General features: G+C 67.4%; 17 protein-coding genes. 8 read left to right on the forward strand and 9 right to left on the reverse strand.

Annotation, left to right across the window (positions count from 1 at the left end; translation table 11 throughout):
• Positions 1-13: 13 nt before the first annotated feature.
• Entirely contained in the window at positions 14-1,420 is a 1,407-nt protein-coding gene (gene cysS / locus ORI27_RS00380) for a cysteine--tRNA ligase (protein ID WP_265994768.1), read from the forward strand.
• Entirely contained in the window at positions 1,421-2,353 is a 933-nt protein-coding gene (gene rlmB, locus ORI27_RS00385; RefSeq protein WP_265994767.1) for a 23S rRNA (guanosine(2251)-2'-O)-methyltransferase RlmB, read from the forward strand.
• A gap of 18 nt (positions 2,354-2,371) precedes the next feature.
• Here the strand turns inward: rlmB and ORI27_RS00390 are convergent, their stop codons facing one another.
• From ORI27_RS00390 to ORI27_RS00410, 5 genes are all read right to left on the reverse strand, one after another.
• The gene (locus ORI27_RS00390) at positions 2,372-3,292 is read right to left on the reverse strand and encodes an MBL fold metallo-hydrolase (RefSeq protein WP_265994766.1); all 921 of its coding nucleotides are present in this window, start codon (positions 3,290-3,292) and stop codon (positions 2,372-2,374) included.
• Positions 3,292-4,050, reverse strand: coding sequence for a LamB/YcsF family protein (locus ORI27_RS00395; protein WP_265994765.1), 759 nt, complete (start codon positions 4,048-4,050; stop codon positions 3,292-3,294). Before ORI27_RS00395 ends, ORI27_RS00390 begins: the two co-directional genes overlap by 1 nt.
• Before the next feature lie 105 nt (positions 4,051-4,155).
• Complete coding sequence (locus tag ORI27_RS00400) at positions 4,156-5,022, reverse strand: metal ABC transporter permease (RefSeq protein ID WP_265994764.1); 867 nt, start codon at positions 5,020-5,022, stop codon at positions 4,156-4,158.
• A complete protein-coding gene (locus tag ORI27_RS00405; protein WP_265994763.1) occupies positions 5,015-5,827 on the reverse strand; it encodes a metal ABC transporter ATP-binding protein in 813 nt (270 codons plus the stop codon). The genes ORI27_RS00400 and ORI27_RS00405 overlap by 8 nt, the downstream gene beginning before the upstream one ends.
• A gap of 9 nt (positions 5,828-5,836) precedes the next feature.
• Positions 5,837-6,754: a metal ABC transporter solute-binding protein, Zn/Mn family gene (locus ORI27_RS00410; protein ID WP_407666195.1), complete on the reverse strand. Its 918-nt coding sequence runs from the start codon at positions 6,752-6,754 to the stop codon at positions 5,837-5,839.
• Positions 6,755-6,864: 110 nt separating this feature from the next.
• On the opposite strand from ORI27_RS00410, the gene ORI27_RS00415 reads away from it, so the two are divergent.
• Positions 6,865-7,965: a LacI family DNA-binding transcriptional regulator gene (locus ORI27_RS00415; RefSeq protein WP_265994762.1), complete on the forward strand. Its 1,101-nt coding sequence runs from the start codon at positions 6,865-6,867 to the stop codon at positions 7,963-7,965.
• Positions 7,966-7,981: 16 nt separating this feature from the next.
• Here the strand turns inward: ORI27_RS00415 and otsB are convergent, their stop codons facing one another.
• Positions 7,982-8,740: a trehalose-phosphatase gene (gene otsB, locus ORI27_RS00420; protein ID WP_265994761.1), complete on the reverse strand. Its 759-nt coding sequence runs from the start codon at positions 8,738-8,740 to the stop codon at positions 7,982-7,984.
• Positions 8,741-8,746: 6 nt separating this feature from the next.
• Positions 8,747-9,346: a cholesterol catabolism transcriptional regulator KstR gene (kstR, locus tag ORI27_RS00425; protein WP_265994760.1), complete on the reverse strand. Its 600-nt coding sequence runs from the start codon at positions 9,344-9,346 to the stop codon at positions 8,747-8,749.
• 277 nt (positions 9,347-9,623) lie between these two features.
• Between kstR and ORI27_RS00430 the strand changes: the two genes are divergently transcribed.
• Entirely contained in the window at positions 9,624-11,750 is a 2,127-nt protein-coding gene (locus tag ORI27_RS00430; RefSeq protein WP_265994759.1) for an acyl-CoA dehydrogenase, read from the forward strand.
• An 86-nt stretch (positions 11,751-11,836) separates the two neighbouring features.
• Here ORI27_RS00430 and ORI27_RS00435 read toward each other — a convergent pair whose 3' ends face one another.
• The gene (locus ORI27_RS00435) at positions 11,837-12,904 is read right to left on the reverse strand and encodes a ferredoxin--NADP reductase (RefSeq protein WP_265994758.1); all 1,068 of its coding nucleotides are present in this window, start codon (positions 12,902-12,904) and stop codon (positions 11,837-11,839) included.
• Between the two features lie 146 nt (positions 12,905-13,050).
• Here ORI27_RS00435 and hsaA point away from each other — a divergent pair, with 146 nt between their 5' ends.
• The 4 genes from hsaA to hsaB are packed head-to-tail and all read left to right on the forward strand — an operon-like array spanning position 13,051 to position 16,603.
• Positions 13,051-14,235 (forward strand): 3-hydroxy-9,10-secoandrosta-1,3,5(10)-triene-9,17-dione monooxygenase oxygenase subunit, encoded by a 1,185-nt coding sequence (gene hsaA / locus ORI27_RS00440; RefSeq protein WP_265994757.1) that lies wholly within the window; start codon positions 13,051-13,053, stop codon positions 14,233-14,235.
• A gap of 11 nt (positions 14,236-14,246) precedes the next feature.
• On the forward strand, positions 14,247-15,137 hold the full coding sequence (gene hsaD / locus ORI27_RS00445) for a 4,5:9,10-diseco-3-hydroxy-5,9,17-trioxoandrosta-1(10),2-diene-4-oate hydrolase (RefSeq protein WP_265994756.1): 891 nt from the start codon (positions 14,247-14,249) through the stop codon (positions 15,135-15,137).
• Entirely contained in the window at positions 15,134-16,033 is a 900-nt protein-coding gene (hsaC, locus tag ORI27_RS00450; protein WP_265994755.1) for an iron-dependent extradiol dioxygenase HsaC, read from the forward strand. The genes hsaD and hsaC overlap by 4 nt, the downstream gene beginning before the upstream one ends.
• 3 nt (positions 16,034-16,036) lie before the next feature.
• Positions 16,037-16,603: a 3-hydroxy-9,10-secoandrosta-1,3,5(10)-triene-9,17-dione monooxygenase reductase subunit gene (hsaB, locus tag ORI27_RS00455; protein WP_265994754.1), complete on the forward strand. Its 567-nt coding sequence runs from the start codon at positions 16,037-16,039 to the stop codon at positions 16,601-16,603.
• Here hsaB and ORI27_RS00460 read toward each other — a convergent pair.
• Positions 16,600-17,367, reverse strand: coding sequence for an alpha/beta fold hydrolase (locus ORI27_RS00460; RefSeq protein ID WP_265994753.1), 768 nt, complete (start codon positions 17,365-17,367; stop codon positions 16,600-16,602). The two genes, hsaB and ORI27_RS00460, sit on opposite strands and share 4 nt — an antisense overlap.
• Positions 17,368-17,394: the final 27 nt, after the last annotated feature.

Consider the following 17,394-nt stretch of genomic DNA (forward strand, 5'->3'; position numbering starts at 1 on the left):
AAGCTGGCGCGTCGTGACCTCAAGCGGCCTGCGGCTCCATGACACCTTTACCGGTGTCGTGCGGGAATTCGTGCCGCTACGCGCCGGCCACGCCTCGATCTATCTGTGCGGTGCCACCGTGCAGGGGCTGCCGCACATCGGCCACGTCCGCAGCGGGGTGGCCTTCGATGTGCTGCGCCGATGGCTGATGGCCAAGGGTTTCGACGTGGCGTTCATCCGCAACGTCACCGACATCGACGACAAGATCCTCAACAAGGCCGCCGACGCCGGCCGGCCGTGGTGGGAGTGGGCGGCGACCCACGAGCGGGAGTTCAGCGCGGCCTACGACGCGCTCGGTGTGCTGCCGCCGTCAGCCGAGCCCAGGGCTACCGGGCACATCACCCAGATCGTCGAGCTCATCGAGCGACTCGTGGACACCGGCCACGCCTACACCGGGGCCGGTGACGTCTATTTCGATGTGCTGAGCTTTCCCGAATACGGTCTGCTCTCCGGGCACAAGATCGACGACGTGCACCAGGGCGAGGGTGCCGGCACCGGCAAGCGTGACCAGCGTGATTTCACGTTGTGGAAGGGCGCCAAGCCGGGTGAGCCGTCCTGGCCGACCCCGTGGGGGCGCGGTCGTCCGGGCTGGCATTCCGAATGCGTGGCGATGGCGCACGAGTACCTCGGTGCCGAGTTTGACATCCACTGCGGCGGAATGGATTTGGTGTTCCCGCACCACGAGAACGAGATCGCCCAGGCGCGCGCCGCGGGCGACGGCTTCGCCCGGTACTGGCTACACAACGGCTGGGTCACCATGGGCGGGGAGAAGATGAGCAAATCGCTGGGCAACGTCCTGGCGATACCCGCTGTGCTGCAACGGGTTCGGCCCGCCGAGCTGCGCTACTACCTGGGTAGCGCACACTATCGGTCGATGCTGGAATTCTCCGAGACGGCGCTGCAGGACGCGGTGAAGGCCTACACGGGAATCGAGGAATTCCTGCACCGGGTGCGAATCCGGGTGGGCGCCGTGGCGCCGGGCACCTGGACCGACAAGTTCGGCGCCGCGCTCGACGACGACTTGGCGGTACCCGCCGCGCTGGCCGAGGTGCATGCCGCCCGCGCCGACGGAAACCGGGCCCTGGAGTCCGGGGATCACGAGACCGCGTTGGCCAAGGCCCGCGACATCCGTTCGATGATGGGCATTCTTGGCTGCGACCCGCTTGACGAGCGCTGGGAGACCCGCGATGAGACATCGGCCGCGCTGGGCGCGGTGGACGTATTGGTGCGAGCGGAACTCAACCGCCGCGATGAGGCTCGCCAGACCCGGGACTGGGCTCTGGCCGACGAGATCCGGGATCGACTGAAGGAAGCCGGTATCGAGGTCACGGACACCTCAGACGGACCGCAGTGGGCGCTACGCGACGAAGGCGGCAAGTAGATGGCCGGAAACTCCAAGCGCCGTGGTGCCATCCGCAAAGAGGGCACCAAGAAGGGTCCGACCGTCGGCTCGGGCGGGCAGCGCAGGCGGGGGCTCGAAGGGCGCGGTGCCACCCCGCCCGCACACATGCGTCCCGGTCATCCTGCTGCCAGACGGGCCGCCAAGCAGACGCGCAAACCCGCGAAGCCCACCGATGAGACCGAAATGGTGCTGGGCCGTAATCCCGTGCTGGAGTGCCTGCGTGCGCACGCACCGGCAACGGCGTTGTACGTGGCGTTGGGCGCCGAAGCCGACGAGCGGATGACCGAGTCGGTCACGCTGGCCGCCGATCGCGGTATCGCGATCCTCGAGGTCCCGCGCGGTGATCTGGACAGGCTGAGCGCCAACGGTTTACATCAGGGCATCGCCCTGCAGGTGCCGCCGTACGACTACGCTCACCCGGACGATCTGCTGGCCTCGGCCACGTCCGATCTCGAGCCGGCCCTGCTGGTCGCGTTGGACAACATCTCCGACCCACGCAATCTGGGCGCGATCATCCGGTCGGTCGCGGCGTTCGCCGGCCACGGCGTGCTGATTCCGCAGCGGCGTTCGGCCTCGGTGACCGCCGTCGCGTGGCGCACCAGCGCGGGTGCGGCCGCGCGGGTGCGGGTCGCGCGCGCGACCAACCTCAACCGCACGCTCAAGGAATGGGGTGACGCGGGCCTGCAGGTGGTCGGGCTCGACGCCGAGGGTGACACCACCATCGATGAGTTCGACGCGTCCGGTCCTTTGGTGGTCGTCGTCGGGTCGGAGGGCAAGGGGCTGTCCAGATTGGTGCGACAGAACTGCGATGCGGTGCTGTCGATCCCGATGGCCGGGCCGACGGAGTCGCTGAACGCGTCGGTGGCCGCGGGGGTCGTGTTGGCTGAGATCGCCCGTCAGCGGCGCCGCTGACCGGTCCCGCCGGCGTGGTCAGGACCACGGGTCGGCGCGTTGCCACACCGTCGGCAGGTGCAGGGCGACACCGTCGCGCTGCGCCAGCCTCGACAGCACGCGCATCGACACGTCGAGGTCGTCGCCCGCATACGGTAGAGCCCGCATCGGTTCGGTGAGCGGTCGGAAGAAGTCGTCCCAGTGGATGAGCACCGCCCGGCGGGCGCCGACCGCAAGCACCGTCTGTTCCCAGTACTGCTCGATGTAGGCCTGGGGTTGCACGCCGAGCTGGCCGACGCCGAGGTAGGCGATCTCGGCCCGGCGACCGTCGAGGGCGCCGGTTAGAAAGCCCGCACTGCCCTGGATGAGCAGCCGGCGGTCGCTGGGTGCGTGGTGGATCAGGGTCGACCAGGCCTCGCCGCAGCGGAAGGCCGACGCTTTCGCCGGTGGCACGACCGGGGCGGTGATCGGGCCGGGGAAGCGGTCCGGAGGGCAGTGGTGCGACTCGATCAGCGTCACGCTGAACGGACCCAGAGTCAGCACTTGTCCCGAACTCGCCACAACGATCTGTTCGGAGGAGAGTCCATGTCCACGAGCGATATTGGCGGCCGACTCGCCCCCGACCAGCCTGGCCCCGGTGCGGCCCGCCACGTATGCGGAATCCATCGCATGGTCGTAGTGGGTGTGCACGGGTAGTACCGCGGCCAGTCGGTTGATCTTGGCCCGATTGAGGCAGTAGTCGATGCGCGACACCGACGGCGTGAGCCGGCGCAATCCGACGTCCAGCAGTGTCGGGCGGGAGAAGAACCCGTCGGTCAGTAGCGCCGAGGTGCCGTCGTCAACCAGTAGCGTTGACACCCCGAGCCAGGTGACCGAAAGCGCGGCGTCCGGGTCGGCGTCGGGCATGCCGAAACGGTCACGGTAGTCGGAGATATCTGGCCTGCCGAGCTTCAGCCGCATCAGACGAATGCCTTCAGTTCAATGCTGTCACGCAGCAGACGCTCGCGTACCGCGGCGGCGATATTCACCGCACCACGCGAATCCCCGTGTACACAAACCGATTCCACCCGCACATCGACCGCCGTTCCATCGACGGCCAGCACCCGGCCACTGTGCACCATCCCGGCCACCCGTTCGGCGATCTGATCGGGATCGTGCAGCACCGCCCCTTCTTCGCGACGGGAAACCAGTGTCCCGTCCGCATGGTAGGCGCGGTCGGCGAACGCCTCGGCGACGGTGCGCAACCCCAGTCGCTGTGCCTCGTCGAAGAACACCGACCCGGCTAGGCTCAGTACTGGCAGGTCGGGGTCGACAGCATGGACCGCCTCGGCGACCGCGCGGGCCTGCTCACGGTGATTGACGATCGTGTTGTACAGCGCGCCATGAGGTTTCACGTAACCGACTTCGGATCCGGCGACGCGCGCCAGCGCCTGTAGGGCGCCGATCTGGTAGATCACCTCGGCGGTCAGCTCGGCAGGCGCGACATCGATGAACCGGCGTCCGAATCCGGCGAGGTCGCGGTAGCTGACCTGGGCGCCGATGCGCACGCCGCGCTCGGCGGCGGCCCGGGAGGTTCGGGCCAGCCCGGCCGGATCTCCGGCATGGAAACCGCAAGCGAGATTGGCGCTGGTGACGATGTCGAGCATGGCGGCGTCGTCGCCGAGTTCCCACACCCCGAACCCTTCGCCGAGGTCTGCGTTCAAGTCGACCGACGCCACGAACCCCAGCCTAGGCGAGTCGACGATGCCGCCGAGGGACGAGGCGGAGGAGGAGTGAGCGATGGTGCCGAGGCGAGTCGACGATGCCGCCGAGGGAACCCGAGCCTAGGCGGCAGCGGGGTCGTGATGGCGCCTGCTGATCGCCCAGCACACCAGGTAGATGACGAACGAGATCGTCGTGACGAACACCGACACCGGGACGCCGGGTGCCAGTGACAGCACGATTCCGAGGACTGCGGACAGCTCGGCGAAGAGAACCGACGCGGCGATCACCGCGGGCGGCGAGCTGAACACCCGGGCCGCCGCTGCGGCCGGCGTGATGAGCAGCGACATCACCAACAGCGCGCCGACGATCTGCACGCCCTGCGCGGCGACCACGCCGACCAGTGCCGCGAACACGATGCCCAGCACGCGTACCGGGACACCACGGGCCGCTGCCACCTCCGGGTCGGCGGTGGCGAACAGCAACGGCCGATAGCTGACCGTCAGCACGCCGACCACCAAGACCGTCACCGCCACCAGCAGCGCCAGCCCCGAGTAGCCGACGCCGACGATCTGACCGGTCAGCAGGGCGAAGCTGGTGCCGGCCCGGCCGGGATAGAGGTGGATGAACAGCACCGCCAGGCCCAGGCCGAACGCCAGTACGACGCCGATCGCAGAATCGCGTTCGCGGGCCCGCTGGCCGAGGATGCCGAACAGGACGGCCGCCAACGCGCTGCCCACCAACGCGCCGAGCCCGACGTTTAAGCCGGCCAGCAGCGCGAACGCCGCGCCGGTCAGCGACAGCTCGCTGGACCCGTGGACGGCGAACGACATCTGGCGCATCACGATGAACGGCCCGATCAGCCCGGCCACCAGTGCCAGCAGTGCCGCCGCGACCAGGGCCTGCTGCACGAAGTCCCGGCCCAGCAGGTCGGCGGTGATGTGGAACGAGAACAGGTTCTCCAGCAGGTGGGTGAGCCGGTCATTCATCGGCGTGCCCGTGGGGGTGTCCGGAGTGGTCGAGATGCTCGCCCACCACGACATAGCGGTTGCCGACCTGGACTACCTGGATGTCGGCCTGATAGAGCTCCGAGAGGGTCTCCGAGGTCATCACCTCAGCCACGGTGCCGATCCGGAATCTGCCGTTGACCAGGTAGAGCACCCGGTCCACGTAGGGCACCACCGGGTTGATCTCGTGCGTCACGAACATCACCGCGGTGCCGGACTGGCGGCGACGGTCGATCAGCCGGGCCACCAGCCGGGCACTGGCCGGATCGAGGTTGAGCAGCGGTTCGTCGCAGAGCAGCAACACCGGGTCGCTGGCCAGCGCCTGGGCGATGCGCACGCGCTGCAATTCGCCGCCCGACATCACCCCGACCGGAACCTTGGCCAGCTTGAGTGCGTGCACCTGCGCCAGCGCGCGTTCCACGACGTCTCGGCGGTGTTGCCGCTCTTTTCGCGTTGGCGGCGCGATGCCCCAGTGGTGGCCGTCGACGCCGAGCCGCACCAAGTCGCGTCCGCGCAGGCTCAGCCCGCGGTCGACCGACCGGTGTTGGGGCACATAGCCGATCCGTTCGCTGCCGGTTTCGATCGGCCGGCCCTCGATGGTCGCCGTGCCCGCACTCAGCGGGAGTTGGCCCAACAGCACTTTGAACAAAGATGTCTTACCGGTGCCGTTGGGGCCGAGGATGGCGATGAATTCGCCGGCTGCGACCTTCAGGTCGAGGTGGTCCCACAACACCCGGTCCCCGAAGGCCAGCCGAGCACCCGACAAGCAGACGATCTCGGCACCCACAAGCAGTGATTATCGGTTCTGCTGCAATGCGGCGCTCAACCGGTCGGCCGTATCGCGCTGCCAGGTCAGATAGTCACTACCTTCGGGCAGTGTCTCGGTGACGCCGACGATGGGGATTCCGGCGCTCTGGGCCGCGGCCCGGACCTGCTTGGTCACCTCGGTCTCGGTCTGCTCGTTGAACACCACCGCGGCAACCTGGCGGGACGTGATGAGGTCAAGCATGGCGGCCACGTCGACCGGGGCGGGGTCGGTGTCCTGCTCGACCGCGCTGGCGAACCCAGCCGGCGTCTTGTCGGTCAGTCCCGTGGCCACCAGCAGGTAGTGGGCGACGGGTTCGGTGGCGACGACGGCCGCTCCCGGATGGGTGAGGCGGATCGCTCGCTCGGTTTGGGCGATGGCGTCGACGCCGCGGTTGAACGTCTCGGCGTTCGATTTGTAGTCGGCGGCGTGCTGCGGATCGTCCTGGGCGAGTTTGTCGGCGATCTTGGCCGCCACCGCCCGGGCGGTGCCCAGGTCGTAGAAGACGTGCTCGTTGGCCGGCTGTGGTTCCCCCGGGGGCACCTGAAGCAGTGAGTAGGCGTCGACGGAGGGCACGGCGGGGCGGCTGGCCAGGATGTCGTCCACCCACTGGTCATAGCCGCCCCCGTTGTAGACGACCAGCGACGCGTCGGCGATGGCCGCCGCGTTCGCCGGGCTGGCCTCGAACGAGTGCGGATCGGCCGAAGCGCTGGTGATGATCGAGGTCACCTTGGCGTGGTCACCGGCCACCGCTTGCGCGACGCTGCCCCAGACGTCGGTGGACGCCACGACGTTCGGCGATTGCGGCGGGCCGCCGCCCGGGGACTTGTCTCCGCCGCATGCGGTGATTCCCGCCGTCAGCGCCAGCACCGACACACCGATGACCGTCCGGACCGCAACACCGCGCACGATCGCTCCTCTCCACTGGAGAAATACTAATACAAATGAAAACCGTTTCCAATAAACTCTAGGCCATTACTACCGGTCGAATGCAAGTCGATGCGATAACCTCACCGAGCATGTCCCGAAGTCCCGCGCCGCGGCGGCGGGCGACTCTGGCCTCGTTGGCCGCTGAACTCAAGGTTTCGCGGACCACGATCTCCAACGCCTACAACCGCCCCGACCAGCTGTCGGCCGATTTGCGGGAACGGGTGCTCGCCACCGCCAAGCGGCTGGGATACGCGGGTCCGGATCCCGTGGCACGCTCGCTGCGCACCCGAAAAGCGGGGGCGGTCGGCCTGGTGATCGCCGAGCCGCTGACATACGTCTTCAGTGATCCCGCCGCACTGAATTTCGTTGCCGGACTTGCTGAGTCATGCGAAGAAGTCGGCCAGGGCCTGCTGCTGGTCGCGGTCGGCCCGGAGCGGAGCCTGACGGACGGCACGAATGCGGTCTTGGCCGCTGGGGTGGACGGTTTCGTCGTGTACGCCGCTTCGGACGACGATCCCTATCTCCAGTCGGTGTTACAGCGACACATACCGGCTGTCGTCGTCGACGAACCCAAGGACGTGCCCGGTGCATCACGGGTGGGTATCGACGACCGTGCCGCGATGCGGGATCTGGCCGACTACGTCATCGGCCTGGGGCACCACGAGATCGGCCTGCTGGCGATGCGCCTGGGCACCGAACGGCGCGTCGGTGACCAGGCCGCCGGAGTAGTGAGCGCGGAGCGCTTGCAGAGCTCGCACTTCCATGTCCAGAGCGAACGGATCGGCGGTGTGCGCGACGCGATGGCCGGGGCCGGGCTGGATCCGGAGACGCTCACCGTCATCGAGAGTTACGAACACCTGCCGGCCTCCGGGGCGGCGGCCGCCGAACTGGCGATGCAGACCAACCCGCACATCACCGCGCTGATGTGCACTACCGATGTGCTCGCTATCTCTGCGATGGATTACCTTCGCGCACACGGTATTTACGTGCCCGGTCAGATGACGGTGACCGGATTCGACGGGATCCCCGATGCGTTGAGCCGGGGTCTGACGACAGTGTCGCAGCCCAGTCTGGACAAGGGGAAGCGAGCCGGTCGGCTGCTGCACCACCCGCCGCGCGACGGGCTGCCGGTCATCGACGTGTTGTCCACCGAACTGATACGCGGGCGGACGGCGGGTCCGCCGGCCTGACCGCGCGCGACCGCTGCTAGCGCTGACGGGCGTGGGCCAGAACCGCCAGCGCCGCGGCGACGTCGTCGGGGGAGTCCACCCGATAGCGGGCCAGGGTCTGTCCCGGTCCGACCTTGACCCCCACGTCGCCGTCGGTCAGGCTGCGGAACGCCTTCTCATCGGTCACGTCGTCACCGAAGAACACCACCGCGTTCGCGTCGTTCAGTCCGCGCAGCTGCGCGAGTGCGGCGCCCTTGTCGGTGTCGATGACCGCGAACTCACGGACCGCTTTGCCTTCGGTGATGTGAATATCCCAGTCCCGCACCGCATCCAACGCATCATCGAGTGCCTGCTGGGCCAGCGCGGGAGCGGCGTTGCGGACGTGGAAGGCCACGCTGACGGGTTTGATCTCCACCGTGGCTCCGGGGTACCGCTGCGCCAGCGCGGTCATGGTCCGCTCGAGCTCGGCCAGCAGGGCCTTGCGCGCTTCGTCGACGGCTTCGGCGAAGCCGGCGTCGAACTCCGAGCCGTGGCTGCCCACCAGATGCACATCGGCCGGCGCGCCGGACAGTGTTCGCAGGTCGCGCAGTGCCCGCCCGGAGATCAGGGCTGTCACCGTGGATTCCAGTGCCGCAAGCGCGGCCAGGGCGTCGGCGGCCGCCGGTAGGGGACGCGCGTCGCCCGGGTTGGACACGATCGGCGCGACGGTGCCGTCGAAATCGGATGCCACCAGCAACCGGGGGACCCCGGCGACGTCGATCAACGCGCGGTGCAGATCCTCGGGAAGTACGGACACGTCGCCCTAGGACTCGCCGTCGTCGCCGATCAGCAGTCGCACCGCCAGATCGAGACGTTTGCTGACATCGGTCGCCGAGGCCCGGCGGGTCAGCCAGGCCAGCAGGTTCGACAGCCACACATCCGAGATCACGCGGGCGATGTGGTACTGGTCTTCGGTCGGTTCACCGTCGCTCATGGCGCGGGCGAACATGCTGTCGATGATCTTCTCCACGTGATCAACCTCACCGGCTGCCGAGGCGTCGGCGAACACGTAGGCGCGGGTCATCGCCTCGGTCAACAGCGGGTTGCGCTGCATGGCCCGGTTCAGCTTGCTGACCATGAAGTTCAGTCGCTGGAACGGTGAACCCCCGGCAACCACCGACCGGTCGGTCTTGGAATCGATGCGTTCGAATTCCCGCGCCAGCGCCGAGACCAGCAGGTGGACCTTCGATGGGAAGTAGCGGTACAGCGTGCCGACGGCCACGTCGGCACGATCGGCCACCGCGCGCATCTGGACGGCCTCGTAGCCGCCTTTGGAGGCGATGGCCATGGTTGCGTCGAGGATGCGTTTGCGGCGCTCACGCTGTGCTTCAGAACCGAGCTCTGATTCTGCGAGAACTGACACCGGCAACACCTCACGTGGCTGCAAACCCGCACCGCCGGGCGACGACTTCTGCGCTGGCGATGACATGGGTTCGTTCCGCTCCTTCCAAGGGTCGTTACTAGAGGAAACGATACGCATCGCTACACTGCGTCGCGTACCTCTGCGTCCCCCGGGACGACCGCGTGTCCTGCTGCGATGCCGGTCGACTTGACTGGTGATCGCTGGCACTATTAGAACACGTTCTAGTGGGCCAAGAAGATTTTCAGCGCCCGTTCTTTGTGACCTCTAGGAGCCGACGGTGTCTGCGACCATCACCGACGAACAGTTTGCCGCCCGTGAGTTGGTCCGCAGCTGGGCGGCCTCTTCCGGCGCCCTTGCCGCGGTGCGCGACGTCGAACACGGCACTCCCGAGGCATGGCGTCCGGTTTATCGCGCCCTGGCCGACTTGGGTTTGTTCGGAGTCGCCGTCGCCGAGGATGCCGGGGGTGCTGGAGGTTCCATCCAGGATCTGTGCGCCATGGTCGAGGAGGCGGCGCGGGCGCTGATCCCCGGCCCGGTCGCGACGACGGCGGTGGCCACACTGGTCATCACTGATGCCGAGCTGCTCGAAGCACTCGCCGCGGGGGAGTCCACCGCCGGTTTGGCGCTGGCGGCCGATTTGCGGCAGGACGGTGGCCGGGTATCCGGGACCGCCGACCATGTGCTCGGCGCGGATACCTCGGGTGTGCTGCTGTTGCCGGTGGGTGATGAGGTCGTCGTCGTCGACGCCGCCGCCGACGGGGTGACGGTCGAGTCACTGGCCGCCACCGATTTCTCCCGCCCCCTGGCCCGGGTAACGCTGAATTCGGTGCCCGCCACCAAGGCCGCAGCGTCGCGGCGCCGATTCGAGGACCTGACCGCCACGGTGCTGGCCGCCGAAACCGCCGGTCTGGCCCGTTGGACGCTGGACACCGCGGTCGAGTATGCGAAGGTGCGCGAGCAGTTCGGCAAGCCGATCGGCAGCTTCCAGGCCATCAAACACATGTGTGCCGAGATGCTGCTGCGCTCGCAGCAGGCCGCGGTGGCGGCCGCTGACGCCGCCGGTGCCGCCTCGTCTGATGTCGCCGGCCCAGCGGCTCCGGCTGAGCAACAACTGGCCATCGCCGCCGCCATCGCCGCCGCGATCGGCATCGAGTCGGCCAAGGCCAACGCCAAGGATTGCATCCAGGTGCTCGGCGGTATCGGGATCACCTGGGAACACGACGCGCATCTCTACCTGCGTCGGGCCTACAGCATCGGCCAGATCCTCGGTGGTCGGCCGGCCTGGCTGCGCCGGGTGTGCGCGTTGACCCTCGACGGTGTGCGCCGCGAGCTGCACATCGACCTGGACTCCGTCGCGCACCTGCAACCGGAGATCGCCGCCGCGGTGGCCGAAGTCGCGGCCCTACCCGCCGACGACCGCCAGCCCGCACTGGCCGCCACCGGGTTGCTCGCCCCGCATTGGCCCAAGCCCTACGGCCGGGAGGCCTCGCCGGCCGAACAGCTGCTCATCGATTCCGAACTGGCCAAGTCCGGAGTGCAGCGCCCCGATCTGGTGATCGGCTGGTGGGCGGTGCCGACGATTCTGGAGGGCGGCACGCCCGAGCAGATCGACCGGTTCGTGCCGGCCACCCTGCGCGGCGAGATCATCTGGTGCCAGCTCTTTTCCGAGCCGGGCGCCGGGTCGGATCTGGCCGCTCTGCGCACCAAAGCCGTTCGGGCCGAAGGCGGTTGGAAGCTCACCGGCCAGAAGGTGTGGACCTCGGCCGCGCAGAAGGCGCATTGGGGTGTGTGCCTGGCCCGCACCGACGCGGACGCGCCGAAACACAAAGGCATCACCTACTTCCTGGTCGACATGCGCTCGCCGGGCATCGTGGTCCGCCCGCTGCGGGAGATCACCGGCGACGAACTGTTCAACGAGGTGTTCTTCGACGACGTGTTCGTGCCCGACGACATGGTGGTGGGCACGGTCAACGACGGCTGGCGGCTGGCCCGCACCACACTGGCCAACGAACGGGTCGCGATGGCGCAGGGGACCGCGTTGGGCAATCCGGTGGAGGAGATGCTGCGCACGGTCGCCGAGCGTGAACTCGACACCGCGCTACAGGACCAGACGGCCAAGCTGATCCTGTCCGCGCAGGCGGGTTCACTGCTCGATCAGCGGATCGCGCAGCTGGCGGTCGGCGGGCATGACACCAGCGCGGAGGCCAGTGCCCGCAAGCTCATCGGCGTTCGGCACCGGCAGGCGCTGGCCGAGTTCCGGCTGGAACTCTCGGACTCCGGCGGCCTCGTCATCGACGGGTTCGTGCACGACTTCCTCAACACCCGGTGCCTGACCATCGCCGGCGGCACCGAGCAGATCCTGCTCACCCTCGCCGGGGAACGCCTGCTCGGCCTGCCGCGCTAGGGATTCCTCCCCGCGAACAGACACAAGATGCCCTGACACGCCGGCGATTTGGAGAGGTTTATGCCTGCTCGCGCTGAGGCGCCGGCCTACTCGTCGTAGGTGACTTCCACCGAATCGGAATTCGGCCGCGCCTGGCAGGCCAGGATCAGCCCCTCGGCGATGTCGTCGGGTTCCAGGACATCGTTGATGTCCATCGCGACCTCGCCGCTGCGTTTGACCACCGCGCACGCGCCGCAGTGCCCCTCTCGGCAGGAGAACGGCACATCGAGCCCCTTGTCGAGGAGGACGTCGAGCAGTTTGGCGCTGCGCGGCCACGCCACGGTGTGGGTCTGCCCGTCGAGCTCGACGATGGCGGTGGCCGGCGGCTCGTCACCCTCGTCGGTGATCGTCACCGCGGCGAACGGATCGGTCTCCAGCGAGCGGAATACCTCGATATGCACCTGCTTGGCCGGGACCTGCAGCGACTCGAGGGCCTGTTCGGCGGCCTGCATGAACGGGCCCGGACCGCAGATGAACGCCTGCCGGTCGGTGTAGGGCACCATCAGCTTGCTCAGTGCCGGGGTGCTCGGCAGACCCTGCACGGACTCCAGCCAGTGCACGACCGTCAAGCGATCGGGGTACTTCGCGGCCAGATCGCGCAGCGCGCTGCCGAAGATGACCGACCGCTCGTCTCTGTTGGCGTAGATCAACGTGATCTGACCACTGCCCTGCGAGAGGGCTGACTTACAGATGGCCATCATCGGCGTGATCCCGCTACCGGCGGCGATGAGCAGGAAGTCGGCGTCGAGGGTCTTGGGCACGAAGGTTCCCGACGGCGCCAGCACGTGCATCTTCATGCCCCGGTGCGCGTGATCGCACAGCCAGTTGGATGCATAACCGTCGACCGTGCGCTTGACGGTGACGGTCAAGGCGTCATCGGTGAACGGTGAACTGGAAAGCGAGTAGCAGCGCGCCACCGAACCCGTGCGGTCGCTGGGAATGCGCAGGGTCAGGAACTGGCCGGGCGCGTAGCGCAGGCGATCGGCGGGGATGTCCGCGCCGGCGGGCACGCCGAACACGAGTGATCGCGAGTCGTCGGTCTCCTCGACCACGTCGGTCACTTCCAACTCGAGCACGTGGCTGCCCAAGGGCTCGTCCGGTGGCACCTGCGTCACGTTGCTTAGCCTTCCCTCCAGTTCAACTAGAACAGGTTACAGAAATCGGTTTGTATATCGCTACCAGCCGCAGGCTCGCGCTGCTCGACACAAATCGTAACGTGTTCTAGTCTTGGTCGGAGTAACGCACTTCTGGGAGGCATGCAGTGACGTCCATTCAACAGCGTGACGCGGAGTCGGTTCTCACCGGCATCGATGAGCTGCTGCCGAAATTGCGCGAGCGGGCGCAGGAGACCGAGGATCTGCGCCGCATCCCCGACGCCTCGATCGCCGAGCTCGACGAGGTCGGCTTCTTCAAGCTGCTGCAGCCCGAGCAGTGGGGTGGCCTGCAGACCGACCCGACGGTGTTCTACGAGGCGGTTCGCCGGCTGGCCAGCGCCTGCGGCTCGACCGGCTGGGTGGCCGGCATTCTGGGTGTCCACAACTGGCATCTGGCGCATTTCGATCAGCAGGCCCAGGAGGACGTCTGGAGCGCGGATCCGACGGTGCGGATCTCGTCGTCGTATGCCCCGATGGGCGCCGGTGTGGTCACCGACGGCGGTTACCTGGTCAACGGGTCCTGGCACTGGTCCTCGGGATGCGACCACGCCACCTGGACGTTCGTCGGCGGGCCGGTCATCAAGGACGGCAGGCCGGTGGACTTCGGCAGCTTCCTCGTCCCGATCAGCGACTACCGCATCGAGGACGACTGGCACGTGGTCGGCCTCAAGGGGACCGGCAGCAACACCCTGGTGATGAAGGACGTGTTCGTGCCGCGGCACCGGTTCACCTCCTTCAAGGCGATGGGCGATCTGGCTTCACCGGGGCTGCAGAACAACACCGCACCGGTGTACAAGATGCCCTGGGGCACCATGCACCCCACCACCATCTCGAGCCCGATCGTCGGGATGGCCTACGGCGCCTACGACGCTCACGTCGAGCATCAGGGCAAGCGGGTGCGCGCCGCCTACGCCGGCGAGAAAGCCAAGGACGATCCGTTCGCCAAGGTTCGGATCGCCGAGGCGGCCAGCGACATCGACGCGGCCTGGGCCCAGCTGTCGGGCAATCTGGCGGCCGAGTACAAGCTGCTGTTGGCCGGTGCGGACATCCCGCTGGAGTTGCGTGCCAAGGCCCGTCGAGACCAGGTTCGGGCGACCCAGCGCGCCATCGCGTCCATCGACCGGCTCTTCGAAAGCGCCGGCGCCACCGCGCTTGGCATCGACACGCCGCTGCAACGGTTCTGGCGTGACGCACACGCCGGGCGGGTGCACGCCGCCAACGACGCCGAGCGCGCCTACGTGATGTTCGGTAACCAGGAATTCGGGCTGCCGCTCGGCGACACGATGGTGTAGCCGGTCGGCCGATGACGTCCTTCATCCAGGAAGTCGAGTCCCAGCGGGAGCCGACCTTCGAGTCCACCAGCCGCTATGCGCAAGTCCGTGACGACATGCGTCTGCACTTTCACGAGGCGGGTGTCGGCAACCCGCAGACCCTGGTGCTGTTGCACGGCGGCGGCCCGGGGGCGTCGAGCTGGTCGAACTTTTCCCGGAACATCGGGGTGCTCGCCCAACACTTCGATGTGCTCGCCGTGGACCAGCCCGGTTACGGCCACTCCGACAAGCACACCGAGCACGAGCAGTACAACCGTTACAGCGCGCGGGCTCTGCTCGACTTGTTCGATCATCTCAAGATCGAACGTGCGGCTCTGGTGGGCAACTCGCTGGGCGGTGGAACCGCTGTGCGCTTTGCGTTGGACAACCCCGAACGTGCCGGCCGGCTGGTCCTGATGGGACCGGGTGGGCTGTCGGTCAACCTGTTCGCGCCCGACCCCACCGAAGGGGTGAAACTGCTGGGGCGGTTCACCGCCGACCCGACGCGGGAGAACATGGAGAAGTTCCTGCGCGTCATGGTCTACGACCAGAAGCTGATCACTCCCGAGCTGGTCGAGGAACGCTTTGCGATCGCCAGCACGCCCGAGTCGCTGGCTGCGGCACGAGCGATGGGAAAGTCGTTCGCGGGAGCTGATTTCGAGCTCGGGATGATGTGGCGTGACGTGTACAAGCTGCGCCAGCGCGTGCTGCTGATCTGGGGCCGCGAGGACCGGGTCAATCCGCTCGACGGTGCGCTGGTCGCGCTGAAACAGATTCCACGTGTCCAGCTGCACGTTTTCGGGCAATGTGGACATTGGGCTCAGTTGGAGAAGTTCGACGAGTTCAACAGGTTGACCGTCGATTTCCTCGGAGGTGGGGCATGACGCTAAAGGCGCTCGGCTACATGCGAATTGAGGCCACCGATGTGGCAGCGTGGCGAGAATTCGGACTCAAGGTGCTTGGCATGGTGGAGGGTGACGGGGCCATCCCGGATGCGCTCTACCTGCGCATGGATGATTTCGCCGCCCGGCTGGTGATCGTGCCCGGCGACCGGGACCGACTGCTGGTCTCCGGCTGGGAGGTCGCCGACGCGGCTGCGCTGCAGGGCCTGCGCGAGAACCTGGCCAAGGCGGGCGTCGACTTCGTCGAAGGGACCCGCGAGGAGAAGTCCGAACGGCGGGTTGAGGGGCTGATCCGATTCTCCGATCCCGCCGGCAACGTTCTCGAAGCGTTCCACGGCGCGCAGTACCTGGGCCGCCGCTTCGTCAGCCCCTACGGCCACAAGTTCGTCACCGCCGAACAGGGTCTTGGACACGTCGTGCTCACCTGCGACGACGACGCTGCCGCACAGGCGTTCTACCAGGATGTGCTGGGGTTCCGGTTACGGGATTCGATGAGCCTGCCGCCGCAGATCGCGGGCCGCCCGGCCGACGGGGATCCGGTCTGGCTGCGGTTCTACGGCTGCAACCCGCGCCATCATGCGCTGGCCTTCATGCCGATGCCCAATCCCAGCGGCATCGTGCACCTGATGGTCGAGGTGGAGAACTCCGATGACGTGGGTCTGTGCCTGGACCGCGCCTACCGCCGCAAGGTGAAGATGTCAGCGACGCTCGGCCGGCACACCAACGACAAGATGCTGTCCTTCTACATGAAGACCCCCGGCGGTTTCGACGTCGAATTCGGCTGTGAGGGTTTACAGGTCTCCGACGAGGACTGGATCGCCAGGGAGAGCACCGCAGTCAGTCTGTGGGGGCACGACTTCTCCGTCGGGTTCAAGTAGCCGATGTCCGCACCCATGATCGATCCCCGCACGTTTCGTCATGTGCTGGGCCAGTTCTGCACCGGCATCACCATCGTCACGACGGTCCACGACGACGTTCCGGTCGGGTTTGCCTGCCAATCGTTCGCGGCCTTGTCGCTGGAGCCGCCGTTGGTGCTGTTCTGCCCCACCAAACTCTCGCGGTCCTGGGCGGCCATCGAGGCCAGCGGAAAGTTCTGCGTCAACATCCTGCATGAGAAGCAGAAGGATGTGTCGGCCCGGTTCGGATCGAGGGAGCCGGACAAGTTCGCTGGAATCGACTGGAGCCCAAGCAAGCTCGGCTCCCCCGTGATCGATGGCACGCTGGCTCATATCGACTGCACGGTGCACTCGGTGCATGACGGCGGCGACCATTTCGTGGTGTTCGGGGCGGTTCAGTCGCTGTCGGAGGTGCCGAAGAAGAAGCCGCGGCCGCTGCTGTTCTACCGCGGCGAGTACACGGGTATCGAGCCGGACAAGAACACCCCGGCGCAGTGGCGTGACGACCTCGACGCGTTCCTGACCGCCACCACCACCGACACCTGGCTCTAACTGTTCTGATCGATGAACTCGATGATCGCCGCGGCGACCTCACGGTGCACCGTCTCGTTGAGGATGTCGTGGTGCGCGCCGGGAAACTCCCGCAGCCGTAGTGGTTGGATCTGTTCGGCGTAGGCGCGTACCGCGCTGACGGGTCCGATCGGGTCGAGCTCACCGTGGATGGCCAACGTGGGCACGCTCAGGCTCGGCAGTTCGTCACCGAATCGGTCCCAGGCCCTGGCCAGCTCGCGGGCCAGGGGAACGCTGTCGGCTTCGACGAACGCCAGCGGATCGTTCTCCATCGCGTCGAGGTAGAACGGGTCCCCCGACAGCCAGAGCGGGTCGAGGTCGAGTGCGGTGTCGGTGTCGAGTAACTCCGGCACAGGGACCAGCGGCGCACCGGAGATGATCCCGGCGCGGTAGCGCTGCGGCTGGTCGAGGAGCCGGAACAGGGTCACCACCGCACCATAGGAATGTCCCTGCGCGACAAGCGGAATACCTGGCGTCGCTTGTTCGGCCAGTGCGGTGAGGCTGTCAGCCAGCGCGGAGCTGTCCTCGATCCTGCCGAAGTCCCCGCGCGCCCCGGGGGAGAGGCCATGGCCGAACTGGTCGACAGCCCACAGGTCGATCCCGGCGGCGTTGAGGGCGAATCCCAGCCGGTGGTAGACGCCGGTGTGTTCGCCGAACCCGTGCAGGAAGATGACTGCCGCACGCGGCTCGAGTGCGGCCCAGTGCCGGTAGTAAGCGCGGCCGAGCTCATGGTCGATGAAAGGCATGCCTCGACCCCATCAGTTGCGGCGGCG

The sequence above is a fragment of the Mycobacterium pinniadriaticum genome (assembly GCF_026242045.1).
Taxonomy (GTDB): Bacteria; Actinomycetota; Actinomycetes; order Mycobacteriales; family Mycobacteriaceae; genus Mycobacterium; species Mycobacterium pinniadriaticum.